This window comes from Amycolatopsis eburnea, assembly GCF_003937945.1.
In the GTDB taxonomy this organism is placed as follows: Bacteria; Actinomycetota; Actinomycetes; order Mycobacteriales; family Pseudonocardiaceae; genus Amycolatopsis; species Amycolatopsis eburnea.
In genome coordinates this window covers 623,812-644,219 of sequence record NZ_RSEC01000059.1, presented here as the reverse complement: position 1 = coordinate 644,219, position 20,408 = coordinate 623,812, and the positions used below count along the sequence as shown (strand labels likewise).

Below are 20,408 nucleotides of genomic sequence, written 5' to 3'. Positions count from 1 at the left end.
CACCGTTTCACCCTAGGACTCGTCGTGGATCAGGGGTAGTAGACGCCGTTGTACCACTGGCCGGCGGCGTCGTCGGAATAGACGTCCACGTTGAAGTTGTAGTTGCCGTGCTTGCCTTGCCACAGGTAGCCGGGCAGGCCCGAAGCCGCGTTGATGTCGCAGATGATGTCGTCGGTGCACAACGTCAGCGTCGGGATGTTCCCGAAGAAGTTGTCCACCCCGGCGAGCGGCGCACCGGCGATCGGGGCGATCAGCGGGTGGCCCGCCGCCCCGGCGTTGCCCGGGCCGGGCGCGCGCTTCGGGTCGGCGATGAGCACGGCGTTGACGTTGTCGATGGTCTGCCAGTTCTCGGTCACCCACGTGTGCACCACCGCGGCGCCGAGCGAGAACCCGACCGCCTTGACGTGCTGGCCCCCGCACGCGGTGCGCTGGTCGCGGATCAGCCGGTTCAGCTCGTTGACGCCCTGGCGGGCGTTGTAGCCGATCGGCTGGGCCGGGTACCCGACGCGCTGGCTGATGGTGCCCTGCCAGTAAGGGGCGTTGGAATCGTTGTCCCCCGTTCCACCGACCACGATCGTGTAAGTGCCGTCGCACGACGCGGCCTGCGCGGGCGGGGAAAGCAGGCCCAGCCCGGCGGACGCGAGAATGCCCGTCAGCAGAATCGAAATCTTCTTCACTTCAACCCCCTTGCGGTGCCGGGGTCCGGATGACCCCGACGCGGGGGATGCTGCCAAGCGATCATGAAATTCCGATGAAACGGCGGACCGTTCACCCGGTCATGCGATAGCCGACACCTCGCACGGTGTGGATCAGCACCGGCTCGCGCAGCTTGCGCCGCAAGCGGCCGATCACCACCTCCAGCACGTTCGACCCCGGGTCCGCCGCCTCGTCCCACGCGTACCCCAGCAGCGCGGCGCGCGACACCGGCCGCCCGCCCGCGGTCATCAAGCGTTCCAGCACGAGGTATTCCTTGCGTGTCAACGTGAGCAGCACGCCGGCGCGCGTCACCTGGTGCTTGCCGTTGTCCAGCTCGACGTCGGCGCAGCGCAGCACGTCCGGCCGGCTGGTGAGGTCGCGGCGGCACAGCCGGCGGACCCGCGCCACCAGTTCGGGCATGGCGAACGGCTTGACGAGGTAGTCGTCGCCGAAGCGCAGGCCGTCGATGCGGTCGGCGACGCTGTCGCGCGCGGTCAGGAACAGCACCGGCATCGGCCAGTCCGCGCGGCGCCGCTCGCTCACGTACCGCAGCGCGTCCCCCGACGGCAGCATGCGGTCGAACACCGCGCAGTCGTACGGGTTCACGAACAGCGCTTCGTCGGCGGCCGGCAGGTCGGCCACCGCGTCGACCGCGAACCCGGCGGCGCGGAGGGCGGCGTCGAGCGCCACCCGCAGATTTTCGTCGTCCTCGGTCACCAGCACCCGCACCCCCGCACGTTAGCGTGCGGCGGCGACCACCACGTCGTCGGCGAGCAGCTCGCGCAGTTCGCGCACGTCCGGGATCCGGCCCAGCCGCCGCAGCCGCTGGGACTGCGCCTTGCGCATGCCCTCGAACAGCCGCCGCGCGTCCCGCGCGTTGCCGAAGTTCGGTTCGGCGGCCGCGCCCGCGAAGAAGTCGGTCAGCACCGGGTGCGCGGCCGGGTCCAGCTCGTAGTCCCCCGCCGAGACCATCCGGCCGACGATGCCGAGCAGCTCGCCGGGCGTGTAGTCGGCGAACTCGATCGTCTTGCCGAAGCGGGACGCGAGACCGGGGTTGGCCGACATGAACTCGGCCATCTCGGCGGTGTAGCCGGCCACGATCACCGCCACGTCGTCGCGGCGGTCCTCCATCAGCTTGACGAGCATGTCGATGGCTTCCTGGCCGAAGTCGCCACCCGCCGACGCCGAGCGCGACAGCATGTAGGCCTCGTCGATGAACAGCACGCCGCCCAGCGACTCCTCGACCACGACCGCGGTCTTCTCCGCCGTGTGCCCGATGTACTGGCCGACGAGGTCGCGCCGCGACACCTCGCGGAACTGCCCGCGCGGCAGCACACCCAGCGCCTTCAGCAGCTTCCCGTAGATCCGCGCGACCGTCGTCTTCCCGGTGCCGGGCGCGCCGGCGAACACGAGGTGGTGCCCGGTCGGGCCGACCGGCAGCCCGGCCCGGCGGCGCCACTCGTTGACCTGCAGCTCGTCGACCAGCGCCCGCACTTCGGCCTTCACGCCGGGCAGGCCGACCATCGCGTCCAGCTCGGCCAGCAGGTCGTCCAGCTCCTGGCTGCCGAGGCCGCCGGGGCCGGCCGGGTCGGCCGCCGCGGCCACGGTCGTCGTCGCACCGGGCGCCACCACGATGCCGGGCTCCGCGGTGTTTTCCACGCGGCACCCGGACACCCGGCCGCCGCAGCCCGCGGCGAACGCGATCCCGGCGCCCCGCGCGTCGCGGACCGTGCAGCCGGACAGCTCGGGCGCGCCGTGGTGCGCCACCGCGATGCCCTCCCGGCCGGTCCGGGCGATCTCGCAGCGTTCGACCACCGGGCGGGCGTACTGGTAGACGTACACCCCGCGCAGCCCGCACCCGGTCACCGCGCAGTTGCGGATGACCGGGTCGGCGCCCATCGCGACGATGACGCCGTCGCCGGTGACGTCCTCGACCGTGGTGTCGGCGAGCGTGCCGGAACCGCCTTCGACGACGATGCCCTGTTCCCCGCCCGCGACGGCGCACCCGGTCACCTCGAACCCCGCGGTCCCCCGGATCCGCAGCGCCGGGCCGCGTCCGCCGGCGAAGACGCACTGCCGCACGGTGAGCTCGACGTCGTCGGCGGAGATCGCGCCCGCGTCCCCCGCGCGCACCTCGATCCCGCGCAGCGCGAAGGATCCGCCGCGGAGGGCGAAGACCGGCCGGTCGGCACCGCCGCCGTCGACGACCACGGCCGCGCCGTCCGCGGCCACCAGCGTCACGCGGCGGCCGGCCAGTTCGAACACTTCGCGGTAGGTACCGGCGGCAACGGTGATCAGGGCGTCGTCGCCGGCGTCGGCCAGCGCTTCGCCGATCGTCGCGTACGCGCCGGGGCGCGCCGCGACCTCCAGGGTGCGGCCGGTCATCAGCCCGCCTCGGCCAGCAGCCAGCCACGGTCGACAGCCTTGGCCCCGGCCTGGAACCGGCTGCGCGCGCCGAGCCGGTTCATGATGTCGGCGACCATCCGCCCGACCGTGCGGACCGAGATGCCCAGCTGGACCGCCGCCGACTCGTCGGTGCTGCCGGAGCAGAGCAGCACCAGCAGGTCCCGTTCGCGCGCGGTCAGCATCTCGTCCTCGCCGGACTCGGGCAGGTCCGACGGCCCGAGCGGCACCGCCGTCCGCCAGGCCCGCTCGAACAGCCCGGCCGTCGCGGTGACCATCCCGGGCAGCCGGAACGACACCAAGCTGGCACCAGGCCGCTCAGCGGGCAGCACGACCGACCGGCGGTCGAGCACCAGCGCCTCCATCGGCACCTCGGTGTCGGTGCGCACCCGCGCCCCGGCGAGTGCCAGGGCCCGCGCGGCGCCCGAAAGCCGGGCCGAATCGGGGAACAGCGCCCGGCAGGGCACCCCCGCCCGCAGGTTCGCGTGCGCGATCCGGCGGAACTCGCCGACGGCGGCCGCACTAATGTCGGCACTCATGATCAGGACCTCGCCGACCGCCGTGTCCGGTCCGGTCCCCTCGACGAGACTGAGCCCGCTTGCCTGGTCCATCGCGCCATCCCCTCGTTTCGCCGCGGCCGGTTCATGCCAGATCCCGCGGAACCGCTGGTCTTCGCCCGCCGACGCGTTAACGTGCTCGGGCATGTGGCCACTCTCCCCCGGGCACCTGAGGTTTCGATGACAAGCGTGCTGGTCGTCGAGGACGACGAAAACCTGCGGGTCGCGGTGGCCGCGCGGCTCGGCGCCGCGGGCCTCGACATCGAGGTCGCGGGCGATCTCGCGACCGCCGACCAGGCCCTGCGCGCGCGACGGCACGACTGCGTCGTGTTCGACCGGATGCTGCCCGACGGCGACGCGATCGGGTACGTCCACGCGCGGCGCCTCGAAGGCTGGCGGACGCCGGTGCTGTTCCTGACCGCGCGCGACGCGCTGGCCGACCGGGTCGCCGGTTTCGAGCACGGCGGCGACGACTACCTCGTCAAGCCGTTCGCCGTGGCCGAGCTGACCGAGCGCGTGCTCAACCTCTGCCGCAGCGCCGGGCTCGACCGGCCGTCCGTGCTGCGGCACGACGACCTGGTGATGGACTGCGCGCGCCGCGAGGTGCGCCGGGCCGGCGTCCTGCTCACGTTGTCGAACAAGGAGTACGCGGTGCTGGAGTACCTCCTGGTCCGCGGCGGCGACCCGGTGCAGCGGGCCGACCTGCTGGAGCACTGCTGGGACAGCACGACCGACCCGATGTCCAACGTGGTCGACGTGACGATCCGGCGGTTGCGCCGCAAGCTGCGGGAACCGGAGCTGATCCACGCCGTGCGCGGCCTGGGTTACCGGCTCGGTGCCGGGTGAACGGCTCGTCGGCCGAACGGCTCCGGCGGCTGCGCTGGGCGCTGACGGCGCTGTTCACCGCGGTCAACGCCCTCGGCCTGATCGCGTTCGCCTGGTTCATGATCAGCGAAGACGCCGACCAGGGCACCGAGCGGATCAACGCCGACCTGCTGCGCGTCACGTCGTCGGTGAGCAGGCTGGTCGGCTACGACGCCGCGATCGACCTCTCCCTGGTCAACACCGACGTGCTGAACGAGCAGTGCCCGCAGTTCGCGATCCTGCCCGGCGGCGCGGCCGGGTTCCAGCCGCACCTGTCGCGGCGGACGTGCGTGCCGGTCGACGCCCAGGTGCTCGACGGGCTGGCCACCGACGCGGTGCGCGGCGGCACGGTGGTGACGGGCTACCAGCGCGGCTCGGGCGGTGAGCTGGTCCAGGTCCGCGCGGAGCCGCTGCTCAGCCGGACGGGCAAGCCCTTCGCCGCGGTGATCGCGGTCGAGGACACGGCGGCGGTGTCGGCCGAGCACACGCGTTACATGCTGCTGGTGATCGGCAGCTGCGCGCTGCTGGTCACGGCGCTCGGGTTCGCGGCGCACGTGCTGTCCGGCCGCTCGATCCGCCCGGCGGCGTCGGCGTTGCAGCAGCAGGAAGTCCTCCTCGCCGAGACCGCGCACGACCTGCGCACCCCGGTGGCGGCACTGCGCGCGCTGGCCGAGACGGCGATGCTCGACCCGGCCCAGCGCACGGACCTGCTGCCCCGCACGGTCCGCCTCGCGGCGCGCATGGGCGGCATCATCGACGACCTCCTGGTCCGCGCCCGCCTCGCGGCCGGTGTCGAGCAGCTGAGCATCCAGCCGGTGTGGCTCGACCAGCTCGTGGCGGGCGTGGTCGAGGACACCGAACCGGACGGCGCCCAGGTCACGGTGACAACGGCCCCGACGAAGGTGAACGCCGACCCGGCGCTGGTCCAGCGAGCCGTCGGAAACCTGCTGAACAACGCCCTGCGGTACGGCCGCCAGCCGGGCGCCCCGGCGATCGTGCACGTGATGGTGGCGGGCGGCACGGTGACGGTCGCCGACCACGGCCCGGGCATCGACACGACGCTGACCGAGGACGCGTTCGACCGCTTCGCGAGCACGGGCGGATCATCGGGGCTGGGCCTGTCGATCGTGCGCTGGGTGGCGGAGGCCCACGGCGGAACGCTGTCGGTCTACAACGCCGACGAGGGCGGCGCGATCTTCGAACTGCGGTTCCCGCTGAGCACCTCCTGACCGCGACGGCCGCTCAACGGGGTTCGATGTACTGCGCCCAATCCGGGATCCGGCGGCGGCCGAGTTCCCGCATCACTTCCAGCCGTTCCCGGTAGCGGGCGATGTCCGGCGTGATGGTGCGGAACCAGAAAGAAACGCTGTCCCACTGTTTTGCCGCTTCTTCGCCTTCGGTGATGAGCCAGACAGGCGGGTCCGGCAGCTCGATTTCCGCACCGTCGACGACGTGGAAGGTGTAGGACTGGTGCTCGACCAGCACGAGCGCGCCTTCGGGATCTGCCAACGGGTCATCGAGGGCCGGCAGGGTGGCCAGCAGGTGGTTCTTCGCGTCACGCCCCACCGCGTGGACCCCGAGCGAACTCCCGGCCAGCCACAGGCCGTGGTCGTTGCCGAGCAGCCGGAAGACTTCGCGAACAGCCTCCGGAACGGTGCGCGAGCCCTGCCCGGTGGCCCAAGCGTCGATTTCGCCGTCGGACGCACCACGCACCGAATCCGCGCGGAGCCCGTCCGACACCGCCGTGGCGAAGATTTCGCGGATCCGTTCCGCGGCACCGGCGTTCGGCACGGTCACCAGATCAGCTCCTCACCCTTGATGTTGACGACTTCGACGCGCACGTTCGGGAAAAGTTTCTCGAACTGCATGATGACATCCTGACACGAATCGCAAATCTGGTAGTCCACCGGGATGTTGTCGCGTTTGGCCGAAGGCAGGTCCACGACCATGCGCAGATCGCCGTCCATGCCCTCGCGCGTGATCGGTTCGTAGGTTTCGCCGCGCTCACTCGCCCGCTCGGCTCCACGTCGGTTGATTTCGTCGAGCGCGCCGTCCATCCGGTCCCGCGCGCGAGCGGTCTCCCCCTTGAGGCCGTTGTCGTAGGCCCGGGACCCGGTCGCTTCTTCCCGCCGCAGCTTCTCGATCTGCTTCCTGACGATCTCGTCGACCTCACCCCGGGGCAGCCCGGACCGCTCGGCGAAGTCACGGCGGACCAGCTCTTCCATGAGCTTGGGTTCGGAGTCGTGCGTCCGGCCGAACTTGACCTCGGGATCCGGTCGGCCGAGCTCCGGCCGGTAGGCACCAGCTTCCTTCGTTTCGAAGAGGCGCTCGTGCTTCGGGTAGCTCGGGCCTTCGCTCGCCGGCGCCCAGTCGTGGGTCTTCCCGCTGAAGCTGTGGATGCTCTCCGCCTCGCCCTCGAGGCTGCGGTACCTGGAGGTGGTCAGCGCGCGGTCGTGCGGCCGGCGCAGGTCGTCCGTGGTCGGGTTGACGTTCCGGCCGTCGTGGTGCCGGACCGAGTCGAGACCTTCCTCGCGCAGATCCCGGTTCTCCCGACGCAGATCCCGCATGTCCTGCTCCCGCTCGGCCGGGTCGTACGGCCGCTGCCCGCGGTGACGCGCGCTGTCCACGTCGACGTCGTGCGGGTCGCCGTGGTGGGTGTCCGGCGCGAAGCCGTCGTCGCCGGCGCGGTGGGTGGAGCCGTCCGGGTGGTGGGTGTGCCACTCGCCGTCGGGCGGGATCCGGGGCCGCAGGCGGCCGTCCGGGCCGACCTCGAAGTCGGAGGAGAAGACCCGGCCGCGGGAGTCGGTCCAGGCGGCTTTCGTCGGGGCCAGCACTTCGGTGTCGAGTTCGCGGGCCAGGCCGTGGGCGAACGCGTTGGAGCTCGCGTCGCAGCCGATCAGGCGGATCGGGCCGCCGTCGTAGTCGGCGTTGCGGCGTAGGAGGCCGGCGAACTCCTTGGGGGTGTAGTGGTGGTCGCCGACGCGGGCGCGGCCGTCCGGGGTGACGTGGACGTCGACGGTGTGGCGGCCGTGCGGGTCGGGCGGGACGCGGTGGGGCAGGTCGCCCAGGCCGGGGTCGGCGGCGTGGTAGGAGCTGCCGGAGGGGGTGGTTTCGGCGTGGCGGGCGTTGACGGTGTCGGGGGGTGGTGGGTCGTCGGGGTGGGGGCCGTGCTCGTGCTCGCCGTGGCCGGGGTCCGGGGGCGGGTCGTCGGAGTGAGGGCCACGCTCGTGGGCGGGGTCCGGAGGCGGGTCGTCGCCGTGACGGCCACGCTCGTGAGCGGGGTTCGGGGGCGGATCGCCGGCGTGACGGCCGCGCTCGCGGACAGAGTCCGGCGGCGGATCGTCGGGGTGAGGGCCGCGCGCGTGATTCGGCGGGTCATCGGGGTGACCACCGTGCTCGCGAATGGCGGTCGGGCGCGGCGGGTCGTCAAGGTGCGGGCCGGGCTCGTGGGTGGCGGCCGGGTTGATTGCCTTGTCGATGTCGCCGCTCGGGCGCGGGGGCGCGCCGGCCGGAATCGGCTCCGGGTGGGTTGGCGGGTCGATGCGGTCGACCTTCATCGCTTCGAGATCGACCTGGGCGACGGCGTTCTCGCCGAATTTCGGCGGCAGACCCGGGTCGCCCGGTTTCAGCGGGTCCGGAGTGGACTCCGGGGCCGGCTCGGCTGGGGCCTCCTCGTGCTTCTTCGGCTTGTGGTCCTTGGGCGGGGGCACGTCGGCCGGTCCGCCGGTGGGGGTGAAGCGGTGGCCTGCCGCCATGTCGAGGCCGGTGTGGGTCAGCCCGATGCCCTGGAGGAACGCGAAGGCCACCTTCTGCGGCAACGTTTTCGGCTCGGGTGAAGCGGCCGCCGCCGCCCAGCGCTCCTGTTCCAGGAAGTGGTCGCGGTCCACGCCGGTCGTGGCGTGCGTTTCCCGTTCCGGGGCGAGCGCACCCGTCAGGTGGGCCTGGTGGGTGCTCGGGTCCAGCACGGCCTTGGCGTCGCGCCATGGCACGGTGTCGGGCGCCGGGGTTCCGGCGTGCTCGGCCTCCTGATGCCGTGAGTGCTCGCCCGTCCCGGAAGCCGGTGCCTCGCCACGGCCCGGCTCCACCCCGGTGTGCGGCCGTTCCCCGCCCAGTGCCTCGCCGACGGAACCCGGTCGCGGCGCGGGCTCCGGCGCTCGCTCCGAAGACACGTGCTCAGCAGGCCGCGTCGACCCGTGCTCCGCCGGCCGGTCCGGCGCGCGCTCCGAAGGCGCGCGCTCGGTAGGCCGGGTCGGCTCGTGCTCCGGCGCTCGTTCCGAAGGCGCGCGCTCGGCAGGCCGCGACGGCGCATGCTCCGGCGTGCCCTCGGCAGGCCGCGACGGCCCATGCTCCACCGGCCGCTCCGGACGCCGCTCGCCAGGCGACCCCTGCTCCGACGGCCGGCTCGGCACCTTCTCCGGCGGCGGGCCTCCCGGCGGATCCTCCGGCGGCCGCTCCCCCGCCCCCGCCTCCCGCCGCGGCGCCGGCTCCTCGACATGAGGCCCACCCCGCCCCAGCCCGACCCGCGAGAGCGCCCCCTCCACCCCCGGGATCTTCCGGACGACCTTCCCCGCCACTTCCGTCGCCGTGGGGATCTTCGTGATGGCCGACCCCGTCGCCTCCACCGCCCGGCCCGCCGCCGCGACCGCGCCCACCCGGCTGCCCGCCGCGGCAGCTCCGGCGCCGCGCATCGCCGCGCCCGCGCCCTTCGTGCCCAGGACCGAACTCACGATGTTGAACGTCGCCTTGCCGCCCGCGCGGGCCGGGTCGTCGCTCCACTCGTCCCACGCGACCAGGGACTTGCCCGCGTCGACGAGCGTGCGGCCCATCTCGCCGCGTTCGAAGCCCGGCAGGCCAAAGGTCTGGTCGAGCGACGACATCCCCGGCACGCTGTACGTCGCCGCCGCGAGGGCGAACTTGCCGAGGCCGCCCCACGCCTGCCCGGCGGTCGACCACGACCAGTGGCCGTCGGCGTAGCCCGCCAGCGCGCCGAAGCCGACCACCATCTCCTTGGCGCCCTCGCCGATGCCCGCGAAGAACTCGCCGACGTTCCCCCAGAAGCCGTGCGGCTTCTTCGGTTTCTCCGGTTCCGGGGGCTTGCCGAACTTGTCGGCCAGGTCCGTCTGGATCTTCGCGACCTGCCCGGCCACGTTGATCACGAACACCAGCTGCGCCGCCAGACTGGTGCAGCGCGCGAAGAGGGACTCGTTCTGCGCGATGTACGCCCGGATCAGGAACTTCGCGCTGCTGACCTTGTTCGCATAGTCCTGGCTCAGCGCCGCGAGGCCGTCCATCGCGGTGGCGAGGTCGGCGAGGCCCGATTCGCCGGTGCCGCCGTGGTTGAGCGAGTGGACGGCGTAGTACATCTCGAACCCGGCCGCGTCCGTCCACGTCGTCCGCAGGTCGGCCGCGGCCTGGTCGGCGTGCTGGACGGCGTCGCGCAGCGCCTTCGCCGCGTCGGTCCACGCCTGGGCGAGGTTGTGGGCGTCGGTCTCGCTGTCCGGCGGCCACAGCGAGTCCTTCGGCCGGCCGCCGTTCAAGACGACCCAGCGCCACAGATCGCCGTCCGGTTCGAGGAGGTCCGTCACCGCGGGAATTCGGCGGCGGCCGCGCCATCCGCGGCTTGGTAGCCGCGCACCGCCTGGTCGCCGTTGCCCGCCAACGTCTGGTAGGCGCCGGTCAGCTGGGCCATCGCGTCGCCGATCGCCTGCTTCGGTCCACTGTAGACCTTCGTGAACGCCTGCCCCAGCGGGCCGCCACCCAGCCGCCCGGGGACCTCGATCCGGTCGCGGCACCCCGGCCACGCCGCGTCGAGCGCCGTGCCGGCATCGCGCAGGCGGGCCAGCCGGGCGGCGGTCTCGTCCGGGTCCATGTCGATGCGGCCGTCGCCGTCGTGGTCGATCCCGGTCACCGGGCGCTCCGGCGGTCGAGTTCGTGCAGCAGCGGGTCGAAGCGCAGATCGGTCGACGCGGGCGTGGCGTCCGGCGGCAGCAGACTCGCGACGATGGCGAGCCCCTCCTCCTCGGCGAGTTCGACGGCCCGGTGCACGGTGGCGGTGATGTCCCGCGCGAGCGCGGCCGCATCGGTCCTGCGATAGATGCGCGGGTCCAGCCGCAGCTCGAGGAGCTCGCCCGCACCGCCGACGGTGACCCCGATCAGCCCGTCGTCGGACTCGGCGGCGGCGCGGATCTCGGCCATGCGCTGCTGCGTCGACCGGATGTCGCCGGCCAGGCGCGCGTGGTCGGCGCGCAAGTCGAACGGGAACGGGGAATCCACGGCCACCTCCGGGGGTCGTCTCCGGCCCAGTGTCGCGGCGCACGGCGTCCCGCGCGGCCGGGTGGCTTGTTCTTGCCACGCGGGTGTTCCGCGGCCCGCCGGACGCGACGATGGCGGGCATGACCTTCGACGTCGTCGCGCTGTGCCGGCGCGAACCCGGCCCCGAAGCCGTCGTCGCGGCGCTGCTGACGGCGGGCGAACGATCCTTTGTGGACTTCGACGCGGACCGGCGGCTGATCGGTGTCCGGCACGCCGACGGGCGGGCACTGCTGACGGTCGAAGGTGCCCGGCTCGTGGACGTTCCCGGCGAGGTGGGCCGGCTGCTCGGGCTCGACGTCCCGCCGCCGGTGTGGTGGGTCGAAGGCCGAGCTCCGGACGAAGACGCCGAAGCCGAAGCGGTCGCCAGGACGTTCGCCGGGGCGCTGGCCGTCGCGACCGGGGGCCGGGCGTGGTCGAGCCGGTGATCCCCGCCGCCGACCGCATCACGGCGGAGGCCGTCGTCGTCGAGCAGCACCGCGCCGTCGTGCCCGCCACGACGTGGCTGGTCGACGCGGCCAAAGCGGCCGCGCGCGGCGGGCGGGCGCTGCAGGTGCGCACCCCAGCGGACAGCCGCCTCACCTTCCCGCTGGAGCTGCTGCTGCGCGACGGCCTCGGCGACTGGGTCGCGGGCGACCGCGACGGCTTCCGGGGCTTTCCCCTGGCGTGGAACGGGCTCCGGTTCGTCCGCGACGGCGACGCTCCGGACAGCCCGGCGCCGGTCCCCGGATCCGGTGATCTGGAAGTGCGCATCGTCACCGCGGACCCGCCCCGGGCCGGGGCGAGCGTCGAGACGGCGATGCGGGCGCTCACCGGTAGCCCACCCCTCGGCTGGGGTGTCGCCGAGCCGGTCACGCAGCCCTGGTCCACCGACGACCTCGCGGACCACTTCCGGCAGCGCGCTCCCCGTCCGGTGAACGTGGTCGTGGCCGGAGACGGCGTCATCGGACGGCTCCGGGTGTCGCAAGTGGACGGTGCGGTGGTCGAAGACGTCGAGCTGAGCGGACCCGCGGCCGGCACCGTGGCGCGGGCCGGTATCGAAGCGCTGGCCGCCGAAGCCGCCCGCACGGCCCGGCTGGTCGTCGTCGGCGCGCACCCGGGGCGGCGGGCGGGGCTGCGCTCCCCCGGCGTGGCGGCCGCGTTGCCCTACGGTGTCCTCTTCGGACCCGAGCTGGTGGCGAAGAACGGCGTCGCGCACGCCCACCGCGCGCCGGCCGCGTGGGTGCAGCTCCTCGGCTCCGGACCGCACACCGCCGTTTGGTGCCGCTTCGACGGCGACCCCGCCCCGCCGTACGAGCAGTTCGCCGCGCTCCTGCACCACTTCGGGGAGGACTGAGCGGATGTCCTGTTGTCGCCACGACGGCCTGGCGCGGCGGCTCCCGGCGGACGATGGCGGACGTGACTCGACCCAGACGACTCGCCGCCGTGCTGGCCGCGGCCGCGCTGCCCCTCCTCGTCGCGCCGCCGGCCCACGCGGCGCCACCCGCCGGCGCCTGCCACGACCCGGAACCCGCGCACCCCACCGTGGCGGCCCAGCCGTGGGCCCAGCAAACGCTTTCCCCGGAACGGGCGTGGCCGCACAGCCGCGGCGCGGGCGTGCTGGTCGCCGTCGTCGATTCCGGTGTGGACGCTGACCACCCGCAGCTGAACCGGCCGGGAAAAGTGCTGCCGGGGCGGGACTTCTACCTCGCGGGCGCGCTGCCCGGGGCGTTCGACTGCGTGTCGCACGGCACCGGGGTGGCCGGCATCGTCGGCGCGGATCCGGTGCCGGGCATCGGGTTCCACGGCGTGGCGCCCGACGCGGCGCTCCTGCCGGTGCGGATCAGCGACCGGGACGTCGGCGACCAGGGCGAGTCGCTGCGGATCGACCCGCAGGTCGTCGCGAACGGCATCCGCTACGCCGCGGACCAGGGCGCGAAGGTGATCAACCTGTCACTGGCCGGCCACGACGACTTCCCGGTGATCCGCGACGCGGTGACGTACGCGGTGGCGCGCGACGCGCTCGTCGTGGCGGCGGCGGGCAACGCGCAGAAGGACACGAGCGGCGAACTGCCGTCGTACCCGGCCGCCTACCCCGGGGTGCTCGGCGTCGGCGCCGTCGACATCGACGGGGCCCGGCTGGCCGGCTCGCAGATCGGCCCGTACGTCGACATCGTGGCCCCGGGCGCGAAGGTGCTGACCACGACGCGGGCGGGCGGGCACGCCTATGTGGACGGTACGAGCTTCGCCGCGCCCTTCGTCTCCGGAACCGCGGCGCTGGTGCGCTCGGCGTGGCCGGAGCTGAGCGCGGCCCAGGTGACCCAGCGGCTCCTGGCGACCGCGACCCCGGCCCGCGGCGGCCGCGGCAGCCACGCGTTCGGGGCCGGCATCGTCGATCCGTACCGCGCGGTGACCGACGGGCTGGACCCGGCGAAACCCGCGCTGCTGCCTGCTTTCGTGCCCCAGCCGCCCGATCGGGCCCGGCTGGCGCAGGCGGAGCGGGAGCGGGACACGGCGGCCACGGCGAAGTGGCTGGCCGTCGGCGTGGGCGGTGCGGTCGTGGTGGCCGGGCTGGTCGCGGTGGTCGTGCCCCGGGGCAGGCGGCGGCGCTGGCGGCCGGGCTGGGCGGCGCCGGTACCCGTCGAGCCTGCGGCCGCCGAGCCACCGGAACAGGTGTTTCTGGTCTGACGCACGCGAAGCCGCCGCCCTCGCAACGACATGAACGAGTCGTTCACCTCGCCGGACGACATGAAAGGGTCGTTCATGGCGTCTGGCGACAGGGTCCCGGCACAGTCGCGGCGGTTTGCCCGGCGGCGGCTTCGCCGACGTCTTGAATGACTCATTCAGGTCTTCGGGGGTCCTGAATGACTCATTCAAGACACCACCGGGCCCCCGGCGCCACTCGCCACGGCCGGAGCCCTGTCGCCGGACGACATGAAAGGGTCGTTCATGTCGTCGGACGAGGTGAACGACTCTTTCATGACATCGCGGACGGGCGGATCGGCCAGACGTCATGAAAGGGTCGTTCACGACGTCCGGCCCGGGCAAATCGTCGGGAAACAGCACGCGAAAGCGGCCCCGGAAGCCGAACCTTCCGGGGCCGCTCGCGTCCCGAACCTCAGATGCCGCGGATCGCCTGCTCGGCGGCACGCACCGCGCTCATCAGGTGGTCGTCGGCCCGGACGAGGCCCTGGCTCTGCGCGTTCTGCTGCTCCCAGGCTTCGTTCGCCTTCGCCTGGACGTTGCCCACCACCTCGTAGTAGCTCGAACCGAACGCGTCGGTCAGTTCGTTCTCGTAGAGGAAGCCCGCGCCGTGGTGGTGGTCGTCGGTGTGTTCGCGGCTCTGCTGCGCGCCCTGGGCCACGGTCTGCGCCGTGCCGTGGATCGCGTCGCTGTTTCCGGTGATGCGGGAGGTCATGGCGGTTCCCTTCGTCAGATCTGCGCCGAGATGCCGAAGCCGCCGGCCTGGTAGCTCACGCGATTGGCTTCCTGGTTGGCCGCGTCGTCGGCGTCCTGGTAGCCGCCGGCGCCGCGGTGCATCGCGTCGGAGGCCGCCACGTACTTCGGGGCCAGGTGGTGGTCGACGACCGTCTGGCGGCCCTGGTCGGCGTCGGCGAACCCGTCGGCCCAGCGGCCGCTGCTCGCGGACCGCAGGTCGACGCCGGCGCTCGTCACGTGCTGGGAGCTGTTCTGCAGATTGGTGGCGGTCTCCGACGACGTCTTCGCCTGCCGCAGCATCGCGTCGACGTCGCCGTCGATTCCCCCTGTCGAACCGAACATCGCGGTTTCCCTCCGGTTGGATTGCGCCTGTCCCGGCCAGGCTAGGTCGGGAAGGGGGCTTCGACGCCGCCCGCGTCTTGTTCCGGTCATCGCGCCCACCGGACGCCGCCGGGCGGGGACGCTCGTGGGGTGGCGACAATCGTGGTCAAGCGACCGGCCCGACGGCCCTCGCCGGAGCTGCCCTCCGGTGAGCTGATCCTCCAGGCACCGCCGGAGCTCCCGGCGCCGCCCGCGCGGCAGTGGGCGCAGCTGCTGATGGTGCTGCCGATGGTGGGCACGACCGGCGCGATGATGCTGATGTTCTCCGGTTCGGCCGGCGGGGCCGTGCGCTACGCCGTCTTCGGGCTGATGGGCGTCGGCATGCTCGGCATGGTCGTGATGGGGCTCCTGCAGGGCGGCGGCCCGAGCCGGCGGGAGATGGGGTACGCGCGCCGCAAGTACCTGCGGCACCTCGCCCAGCACCGGTTGCGGCTGCGCCGTTCGGTGCGCCGCCAGCGCGAGGCGATGGAGTACCTGCACCCGGACCCGGCGTCGCTGTGGTCGCTGGCCGCGAGCTACCGGCTGTGGGAACGGCGCAAGGACGACGCGGACTTCGGTGTCGCCCGCATCGGCCACGGGCCGCAGGGCCCGGCGACGACGCTGGTCGCGCCGGACACCAAGCCGCTCGAAGAGCTGGAACCGCTGTCCGCGCTGGCGTTGCGCCGGTTCATCACCACCTACGGCACCGTCGACCGGCTGCCGCTCGCCATCGCCGTCACCGGGTTCAGCCGGATCCACCTGCGCGGCGACCGCGAGGCCGCGCTCGGCCTGCTGCGCGCGCTGCTGGCCCAGCTCGCCACCCTGCAGTCGCCGGACGACCTGCGGATCGCCGTCTGCCTCGCCGACGACCGCCGCGGCGACTGGGAGTGGGTCAAGTGGCTGCCGCACGCGCTGCACCCCGAGCGCGCCGACGCACTCGGCCCGCTTCGCCTGGTGGCGCCCACGATCCCCGCGCTGGAGTCGGTGCTCGAAGAGGAACTGGCCAAACGGCCCCGCTTCGACCCCGAGTCCGACGGTCGGGTGCCCGGCCCGCACCTGGTCGTCGTCCTCGACGGCGGTTCGGTCGCCGGCTCCGACCACCTGATGACCGGTGGCGGCGTCGAAGGCGTCACCGTCGTGGACCTGACGACCAGGCCACCGCGGGCGCTGGACCGGACCACCGTGGTGCTGGCGGTGGACGCCGGCGGCGACCTGGTCAGCGAGACGATCGACGGCGAGGCCCCGCTCGGCCGCGCGGACGCGCTGGGCCCGCGCGCGGCCGAGGGGCTCGCCCGGCAGCTCGCGCCGCTGCGCCTGACCGTGGGCCGGGGCGGCGACGCGCCGATGACGGCCGAGCTGGGCTTGGCCGAGCTGCTGGGGCTCGGCGACCCGTACGCGTTCGACCCGGCCGACACCTGGGTGCCCCGGCCGAACCGCGACCGGCTGCGCGTCCAGTTCGGCATCCAGGCCGACGGGACGCCGATCGAGCTCGACCTCAAGGAGTCCGCCCAGGACGGCATGGGCCCGCACGGCCTGCTGATCGGCGCCACCGGGTCCGGCAAGTCGGAGCTGCTGCGCACCCTCGTGCTGGCGCTGGCGGTCACGCACCCGCCGAATTCGCTGAACTTCGCGCTGGTCGACTTCAAGGGCGGCGCGACCTTCGCCCGGCTGGACGCGCTGCCGCACACCAGCGCCGTGATCACGAACCTGGCCGACGAGCTGCACCTGGTCGACCGGATGACCGACGCGATCAACGGCGAGCTCATCCGCCGTCAGGAGCTGCTGCGCGCGGCGGGGAACTTCGCTTCCCTGCGGGACTACGAAAAAGCCCGCGTCGCCGGTGCCCCGCTGCCCGAAGTGCCGACGCTGCTGGTGATCTGCGACGAGTTTTCCGAGCTGCTCTCGGCCAAGCCCGACTTCATCGACATGTTCGTCCAAATAGGACGCGTCGGGCGCTCGCTCGGCGTGCACCTGCTGCTCGCCTCGCAGCGGCTCGACGAGGGCAGGCTGCGCGGGCTGGAAAGCCACCTGTCCTACCGGGTCGGGCTGCGCACGTTCTCCGAGATGGAAAGCCGCGCGGTGCTCGGCCACCCGGAGGCGTTCCGGCTGCCGCGCGCGCCGGGGCACGGGTTCCTGAAGGTCGGCACCGACCAGCTCGACCGGTTCCGCTCCGCCTACGTTTCCGGCGTCCACCAGCGGGCCGCGACCGGCGGCGCGCGGCCCGTGACGGCCGCGGACCAGCTGACGCTGCGGGAGTATACGACCGCCTACGTCGCCGGCGAGCTCGACACCGGCGAGGCCGAGCCCGAACCCGCCGACGAGCCGGCCACCGGCGAAACCCTGCTGGACATCCTGGTCGACCGGCTGACCGGCCAGGGCACGCCCGCGCACCAGGTGTGGCTGCCCCCGCTGGCCGAGTCCCCCACCCTGGACCGGCTGCTCCCCGCACTGGCCGTCGACCGGCAGCGCGGGCTGACCGCCGGCGCGCCCGGGGCGTTGCGGCCGGTGCTGGGGATCGTGGACCGGCCGTTCGAGCAGCGGCGGGACCCGCTCGTCCTCGACCTCTCCGGCGCCGCCGGGCACGTGCTGGTGCTCGGGGCGCCGCAGGCGGGCAAGAGCACGGCGCTGCGCACGCTGATCACGAGCCTCGCGCTCACCCACACCCCGCGCGAAGCGCAGTTCTACTGCCTGGACTTCGGCGGCGGCACGCTCGCGTCGCTCGCCGGGCTGCCGCACGTCTCGGGCGTGTCGGGCCGCCTGGACGCCGGAGCCGTGCGGCGGACGGTCGCCGAGGTCGCGGACGTGCTGGCCCGGCGGGAACGCCTCTTCGCCGAGCACCGGATCGACGGCATCGCCACCTACCGCAGGCTGCGCGCGGAGGGCCGGTTCGCCGAGCTGCCGCACGGCGACGTCTTCCTCGTGATCGACGGCTGGCAGACCCTGCGCACCGACTTCGCCGAGCTCGAGGAGGCGGTCGGCGACCTCACCGCCCGCGGCCTGTCCTACGGCGTCCACGTCGTGGCGAGCTGCGCCCGCGCGTTCGACCTGCGGATGAACATCCGGGACCTGTTCGCCAGCAGGCTGGAGCTGAAGATCGGCGACCCGATCGACTCGATCATCGACCGGCGGGCCGCGATGAGCGTGCCCGCCGACGCGCCCGGCAGCGGGGTTTCGCCGACCGGGCACCAGATGCTGGTGGCCCTCCCCCGCGTCGACGGGGTGTCGTCGGCCAGCGACCTGGCCGAAGGGACGGACGCGCTCGTCGAGGCGGTCAGGACGGCGTGGCCCGGCAGGCCGGCACCTCCGGTCCGGCTGCTGCCGACGCAGCTGCCCTACGCCGACCTGCCCGCCGAAGACGAGCTGACCGGCGAGGACGCCGGGCTCGCCGTCGGCATCCACGAGCACGACCTTTCCCCGCTGCGCCTGGACTTCGCCGCCGACCCGCACTTCTTCCTGCTGGCCGACGCCCAGAGCGGCAAGACGGCGTTCCTGCGCGCGCTGGCCAAGCGGATCCAGGGCGCGTACCGGCCCGGCGAAGCCCGGATCATCGTGGTCGACCACCGCCGCGGCCTGCTCGGCGAAGTCGCCGACGAGTACCTGCTCGGCTTCGGCGTCAACGACGAGCACAGCGGCGGCCTGCTCGCCGAAACGGCCGAGGCGCTGACCAAGCGGCTGCCCGGCCCGGACGTCACGCCCGAGCAGCTGCGGGCCCGGAACTGGTGGCAGGGCCCGGAGATCTTCGTGCTGGTCGACGACTACGACATGGTGGCCACGCACCGGGACCACCCGCTGATGGCGTTGCTGCCGCTGGTCGCGCAGGCCTCGGACATCGGCCTGCACGTGGTGCTGGCCCGCCGGACCGGCGGCGCCGGGCGCGGGCTGTTCGAGCCGTTCCTCGGCCGGCTCCGCGAAGTCGGCACGCCGGGCCTGATGATGTCCGGCGACCGCGACGAGGGCCCGCTGCTGGGCGGCATGCGCGCCCAGGTGCTCCCGCCCGGCCGCGGCTGGCTGGTCGACCGCCGCGGCGGCAAGGGCCTCGTCCAGCTCGCCTGGCACCCCCCGACGACGTGAGATCAGGAGTGAACCGTGAGTGGTGACATCGACGGCGACACCGACGCCATGCGGGAGTTCTCCCGGAACCTGCTGGGCAGCCTGGAAGTCGACCCGGTCAGCCCGGCGGCCCGGCGCAAGGACGCGGTCCCGTGCGCGGGCGGCCTTGGCGCGCCCTGGTGCGAAGACCTGACGCACGAGGACAACGCGAGCACGGCCGCCCTGCACCAGTTCATCGCGCAGGTGGAGCAGGGGTTCGCGCTCTACAGCTCGTTCGTGCACCGGACCGCCGCGGACTACGTGCGGGCCGATGAGCAGGCCCGCAACGAGTTCCTTGCCGCGCTCGACTCCGACCACGGCGGCCCGCCGGCGACCGACTCCCGGCTCGAACGGTAAGGAGAACTGACGTGGGTGACCCGATCGGGGTCTGCGTCGACGACGCGTTCATCGAAGAGACGTACCGGAAGCTCACCGCCGAGCGCGACCAGCACATCCCCAAGCTGCTGGCCGCGCGGCAGATGTGGAGCGACGCGCGAGGCTGGATCCAGCGGCAGGCGAGTCTTCTGCTCACCCAGGCGACGCACCTGACCGAGACCGACCGCTGGCCGGACGCGGCGGGACAGGCGTTCCTGCGGCGGGCGTTGCGCGACGTCGCCGTGATGCACTCCTGGGTCGACCGGTCCGGGATCACCAGTTCGATGCTGTCGCAGGGGATTCCGGCGATGTCCACGGGCGGGGTGCCGTCCTCGCAGGTGTTCGACGGCCTCGACGCGCTGGTGGCCGGGATCCGGAGCGCGCAGTCCGTGGTGGAGGGGCTGCACCGGCAGTACCAGGCGATGTCCGAAAAGGACCGGGCGAAGCACCTGGACGAGATCTACGGGAAGGTCGTCGACCAGCTGGACGGCCTGCGCCCGAAGTACCAGGCCGCGAGCGTCGCGCTGAAGAACGCGCCCGGCTCGGCTTGGGTCGGGCCGCGGGGTGCCGCGCCGGGCGCGAGCGGGCCCTCCCCGAGTGCCGGACCGGCACCGTCCTCGCCGGACACCGCCGCACCGACGTCCCCGAGCGCGGCGCCCGAAACACCGTCCACTCCGGACGCACCGACGGCGGCGGATCCGGTCCAGGAGGCGCTGGCCGAGGCGCCGAACGCGCTGGACGCGGCAAGCCAGGCACTGCAAGGACTTCAGCAGCTCGTGGGCGGCTCACCGAGTCCGACGGATATCGGTTCCCCGACACCCGCCGAAGTCGCGGACCGGCTCGGCGCGCTCGGTGACGGACATCCGGGCGATGCCGGGCTGCCGAGCCTCGCCGGGGGCGGCGGCGCGGCTCCGAGCGGCGTTGGCGGGGCCGGGTTTCCCACAGCGGCACCGATGCCCTCACCCGCGCCGGATCCCGTCGCGACGGCCGGGGCGGCGCTCACCACGGCGGGCACGACGGGCGCTTCGGCCGCGTCGGGAACCAGTCCGGGGATGATGCCGCCGATGCAACCGCGGGGCGGCGGCAAACCGGCGGGCGGGGTCAAGCCGGGGGACGCCGAGCACGCCGCCACCGGGCGGTCGCGCAAGCCCGCCGCCACGCCCGGTGTCGCCCTGCTCGGGCGAGCCGGGCGGCGGGGCTCGAAAGCGGCACCACCGCCCGCGCCGCGGCGGGAGTGGGACACCGGGAACGACACCGTCCAGCTGCTCGACGAAGAACTGTGGCAAGTGGACAAGACCGACGGCGCGCCGCGATACCGCGCCGGTCACTGAGGAGGGG

General features: G+C 73.5%; 18 protein-coding genes. 8 read left to right on the top strand and 10 right to left on the bottom strand.

The genetic code is table 11. The features are described 5' to 3' along the window. Positions 1 to 29: 29 nt before the first annotated feature. From EIY87_RS35075 to EIY87_RS35060, 4 genes are all read right to left on the bottom strand, one after another. The gene (locus EIY87_RS35075) at positions 30 to 677 is read right to left on the bottom strand and encodes a cutinase family protein (protein WP_125314184.1); all 648 of its coding nucleotides are present in this window, start codon (positions 675 to 677) and stop codon (positions 30 to 32) included. Between the two features lie 91 nt (positions 678 to 768). After that, positions 769 to 1,425, bottom strand: coding sequence for a winged helix-turn-helix domain-containing protein (locus EIY87_RS35070; RefSeq protein WP_125314183.1), 657 nt, complete (start codon positions 1,423 to 1,425; stop codon positions 769 to 771). A gap of 9 nt (positions 1,426 to 1,434) precedes the next feature. Continuing rightward, a complete protein-coding gene (locus EIY87_RS35065) occupies positions 1,435 to 3,081 on the bottom strand; it encodes a right-handed parallel beta-helix repeat-containing protein (RefSeq protein ID WP_125314182.1) in 1,647 nt (548 codons plus the stop codon). After that, positions 3,081 to 3,803 (bottom strand): helix-turn-helix transcriptional regulator, encoded by a 723-nt coding sequence (locus tag EIY87_RS35060; RefSeq protein WP_225440228.1) that lies wholly within the window; start codon positions 3,801 to 3,803, stop codon positions 3,081 to 3,083. The genes EIY87_RS35065 and EIY87_RS35060 overlap by 1 nt, the downstream gene beginning before the upstream one ends. Before the next feature lie 33 nt (positions 3,804 to 3,836). On the opposite strand from EIY87_RS35060, the gene EIY87_RS35055 reads away from it, so the two are divergent. Both EIY87_RS35055 and EIY87_RS35050 read left to right on the top strand, forming a co-directional pair. Continuing rightward, positions 3,837 to 4,502: a response regulator transcription factor gene (locus EIY87_RS35055; RefSeq protein ID WP_191984378.1), complete on the top strand. Its 666-nt coding sequence runs from the start codon at positions 3,837 to 3,839 to the stop codon at positions 4,500 to 4,502. Next, positions 4,499 to 5,749: a sensor histidine kinase gene (locus EIY87_RS35050; protein ID WP_125314181.1), complete on the top strand. Its 1,251-nt coding sequence runs from the start codon at positions 4,499 to 4,501 to the stop codon at positions 5,747 to 5,749. The genes EIY87_RS35055 and EIY87_RS35050 overlap by 4 nt, the downstream gene beginning before the upstream one ends. A gap of 13 nt (positions 5,750 to 5,762) precedes the next feature. On the opposite strand, the gene EIY87_RS35045 is transcribed toward EIY87_RS35050, so the two are convergent. Genes EIY87_RS35045 through EIY87_RS35030 form a run of 4 tightly spaced genes read right to left on the bottom strand, consistent with a single transcriptional unit; the run spans position 5,763 to position 10,793 of the window. Next, positions 5,763 to 6,317 (bottom strand): hypothetical protein, encoded by a 555-nt coding sequence (locus tag EIY87_RS35045; protein WP_125314180.1) that lies wholly within the window; start codon positions 6,315 to 6,317, stop codon positions 5,763 to 5,765. Continuing rightward, positions 6,314 to 10,105, bottom strand: coding sequence for a WXG100-like domain-containing protein (locus EIY87_RS47855; RefSeq protein ID WP_158641420.1), 3,792 nt, complete (start codon positions 10,103 to 10,105; stop codon positions 6,314 to 6,316). The genes EIY87_RS35045 and EIY87_RS47855 overlap by 4 nt, the downstream gene beginning before the upstream one ends. Next, entirely contained in the window at positions 10,102 to 10,428 is a 327-nt protein-coding gene (locus EIY87_RS35035; protein WP_125314179.1) for a hypothetical protein, read from the bottom strand. Before EIY87_RS35035 ends, EIY87_RS47855 begins: the two co-directional genes overlap by 4 nt. Next, on the bottom strand, positions 10,425 to 10,793 hold the full coding sequence (locus EIY87_RS35030) for a YbaB/EbfC family nucleoid-associated protein (RefSeq protein ID WP_125314178.1): 369 nt from the start codon (positions 10,791 to 10,793) through the stop codon (positions 10,425 to 10,427). Before EIY87_RS35030 ends, EIY87_RS35035 begins: the two co-directional genes overlap by 4 nt. Before the next feature lie 119 nt (positions 10,794 to 10,912). On the opposite strand from EIY87_RS35030, the gene EIY87_RS35025 reads away from it, so the two are divergent. Genes EIY87_RS35025 through mycP form a run of 3 tightly spaced genes read left to right on the top strand, consistent with a single transcriptional unit; the run spans position 10,913 to position 13,496 of the window. Then, the gene (locus tag EIY87_RS35025) at positions 10,913 to 11,257 is read left to right on the top strand and encodes a hypothetical protein (RefSeq protein WP_125314177.1); all 345 of its coding nucleotides are present in this window, start codon (positions 10,913 to 10,915) and stop codon (positions 11,255 to 11,257) included. Further along, positions 11,242 to 12,165, top strand: a complete 924-nt coding sequence (locus EIY87_RS35020) for a DUF6177 family protein (protein ID WP_125314176.1) — start codon at positions 11,242 to 11,244, stop codon at positions 12,163 to 12,165. Before EIY87_RS35025 ends, EIY87_RS35020 begins: the two co-directional genes overlap by 16 nt. Before the next feature lie 53 nt (positions 12,166 to 12,218). After that, positions 12,219 to 13,496, top strand: coding sequence for a type VII secretion-associated serine protease mycosin (gene mycP / locus EIY87_RS35015; protein ID WP_125314175.1), 1,278 nt, complete (start codon positions 12,219 to 12,221; stop codon positions 13,494 to 13,496). A gap of 430 nt (positions 13,497 to 13,926) precedes the next feature. Here the strand turns inward: mycP and EIY87_RS35010 are convergent, their stop codons facing one another. Then, positions 13,927 to 14,226, bottom strand: coding sequence for a hypothetical protein (locus tag EIY87_RS35010; RefSeq protein ID WP_125314174.1), 300 nt, complete (start codon positions 14,224 to 14,226; stop codon positions 13,927 to 13,929). A gap of 14 nt (positions 14,227 to 14,240) precedes the next feature. Then, entirely contained in the window at positions 14,241 to 14,588 is a 348-nt protein-coding gene (locus EIY87_RS35005) for a hypothetical protein (protein WP_125314173.1), read from the bottom strand. Positions 14,589 to 14,717: 129 nt separating this feature from the next. Here EIY87_RS35005 and eccCa point away from each other — a divergent pair, with 129 nt between their 5' ends. Genes eccCa through EIY87_RS34990 form a run of 3 tightly spaced genes read left to right on the top strand, consistent with a single transcriptional unit; the run spans position 14,718 to position 20,401 of the window. Beyond that, entirely contained in the window at positions 14,718 to 18,677 is a 3,960-nt protein-coding gene (eccCa, locus tag EIY87_RS35000) for a type VII secretion protein EccCa (RefSeq protein ID WP_125314172.1), read from the top strand. 15 nt (positions 18,678 to 18,692) lie between these two features. Next, the gene (locus tag EIY87_RS34995) at positions 18,693 to 19,052 is read left to right on the top strand and encodes a hypothetical protein (RefSeq protein ID WP_125314171.1); all 360 of its coding nucleotides are present in this window, start codon (positions 18,693 to 18,695) and stop codon (positions 19,050 to 19,052) included. Positions 19,053 to 19,063: 11 nt separating this feature from the next. Continuing rightward, positions 19,064 to 20,401, top strand: coding sequence for a hypothetical protein (locus EIY87_RS34990; protein WP_125314170.1), 1,338 nt, complete (start codon positions 19,064 to 19,066; stop codon positions 20,399 to 20,401). The last annotated feature ends 7 nt before the right edge of the window (positions 20,402 to 20,408 follow it).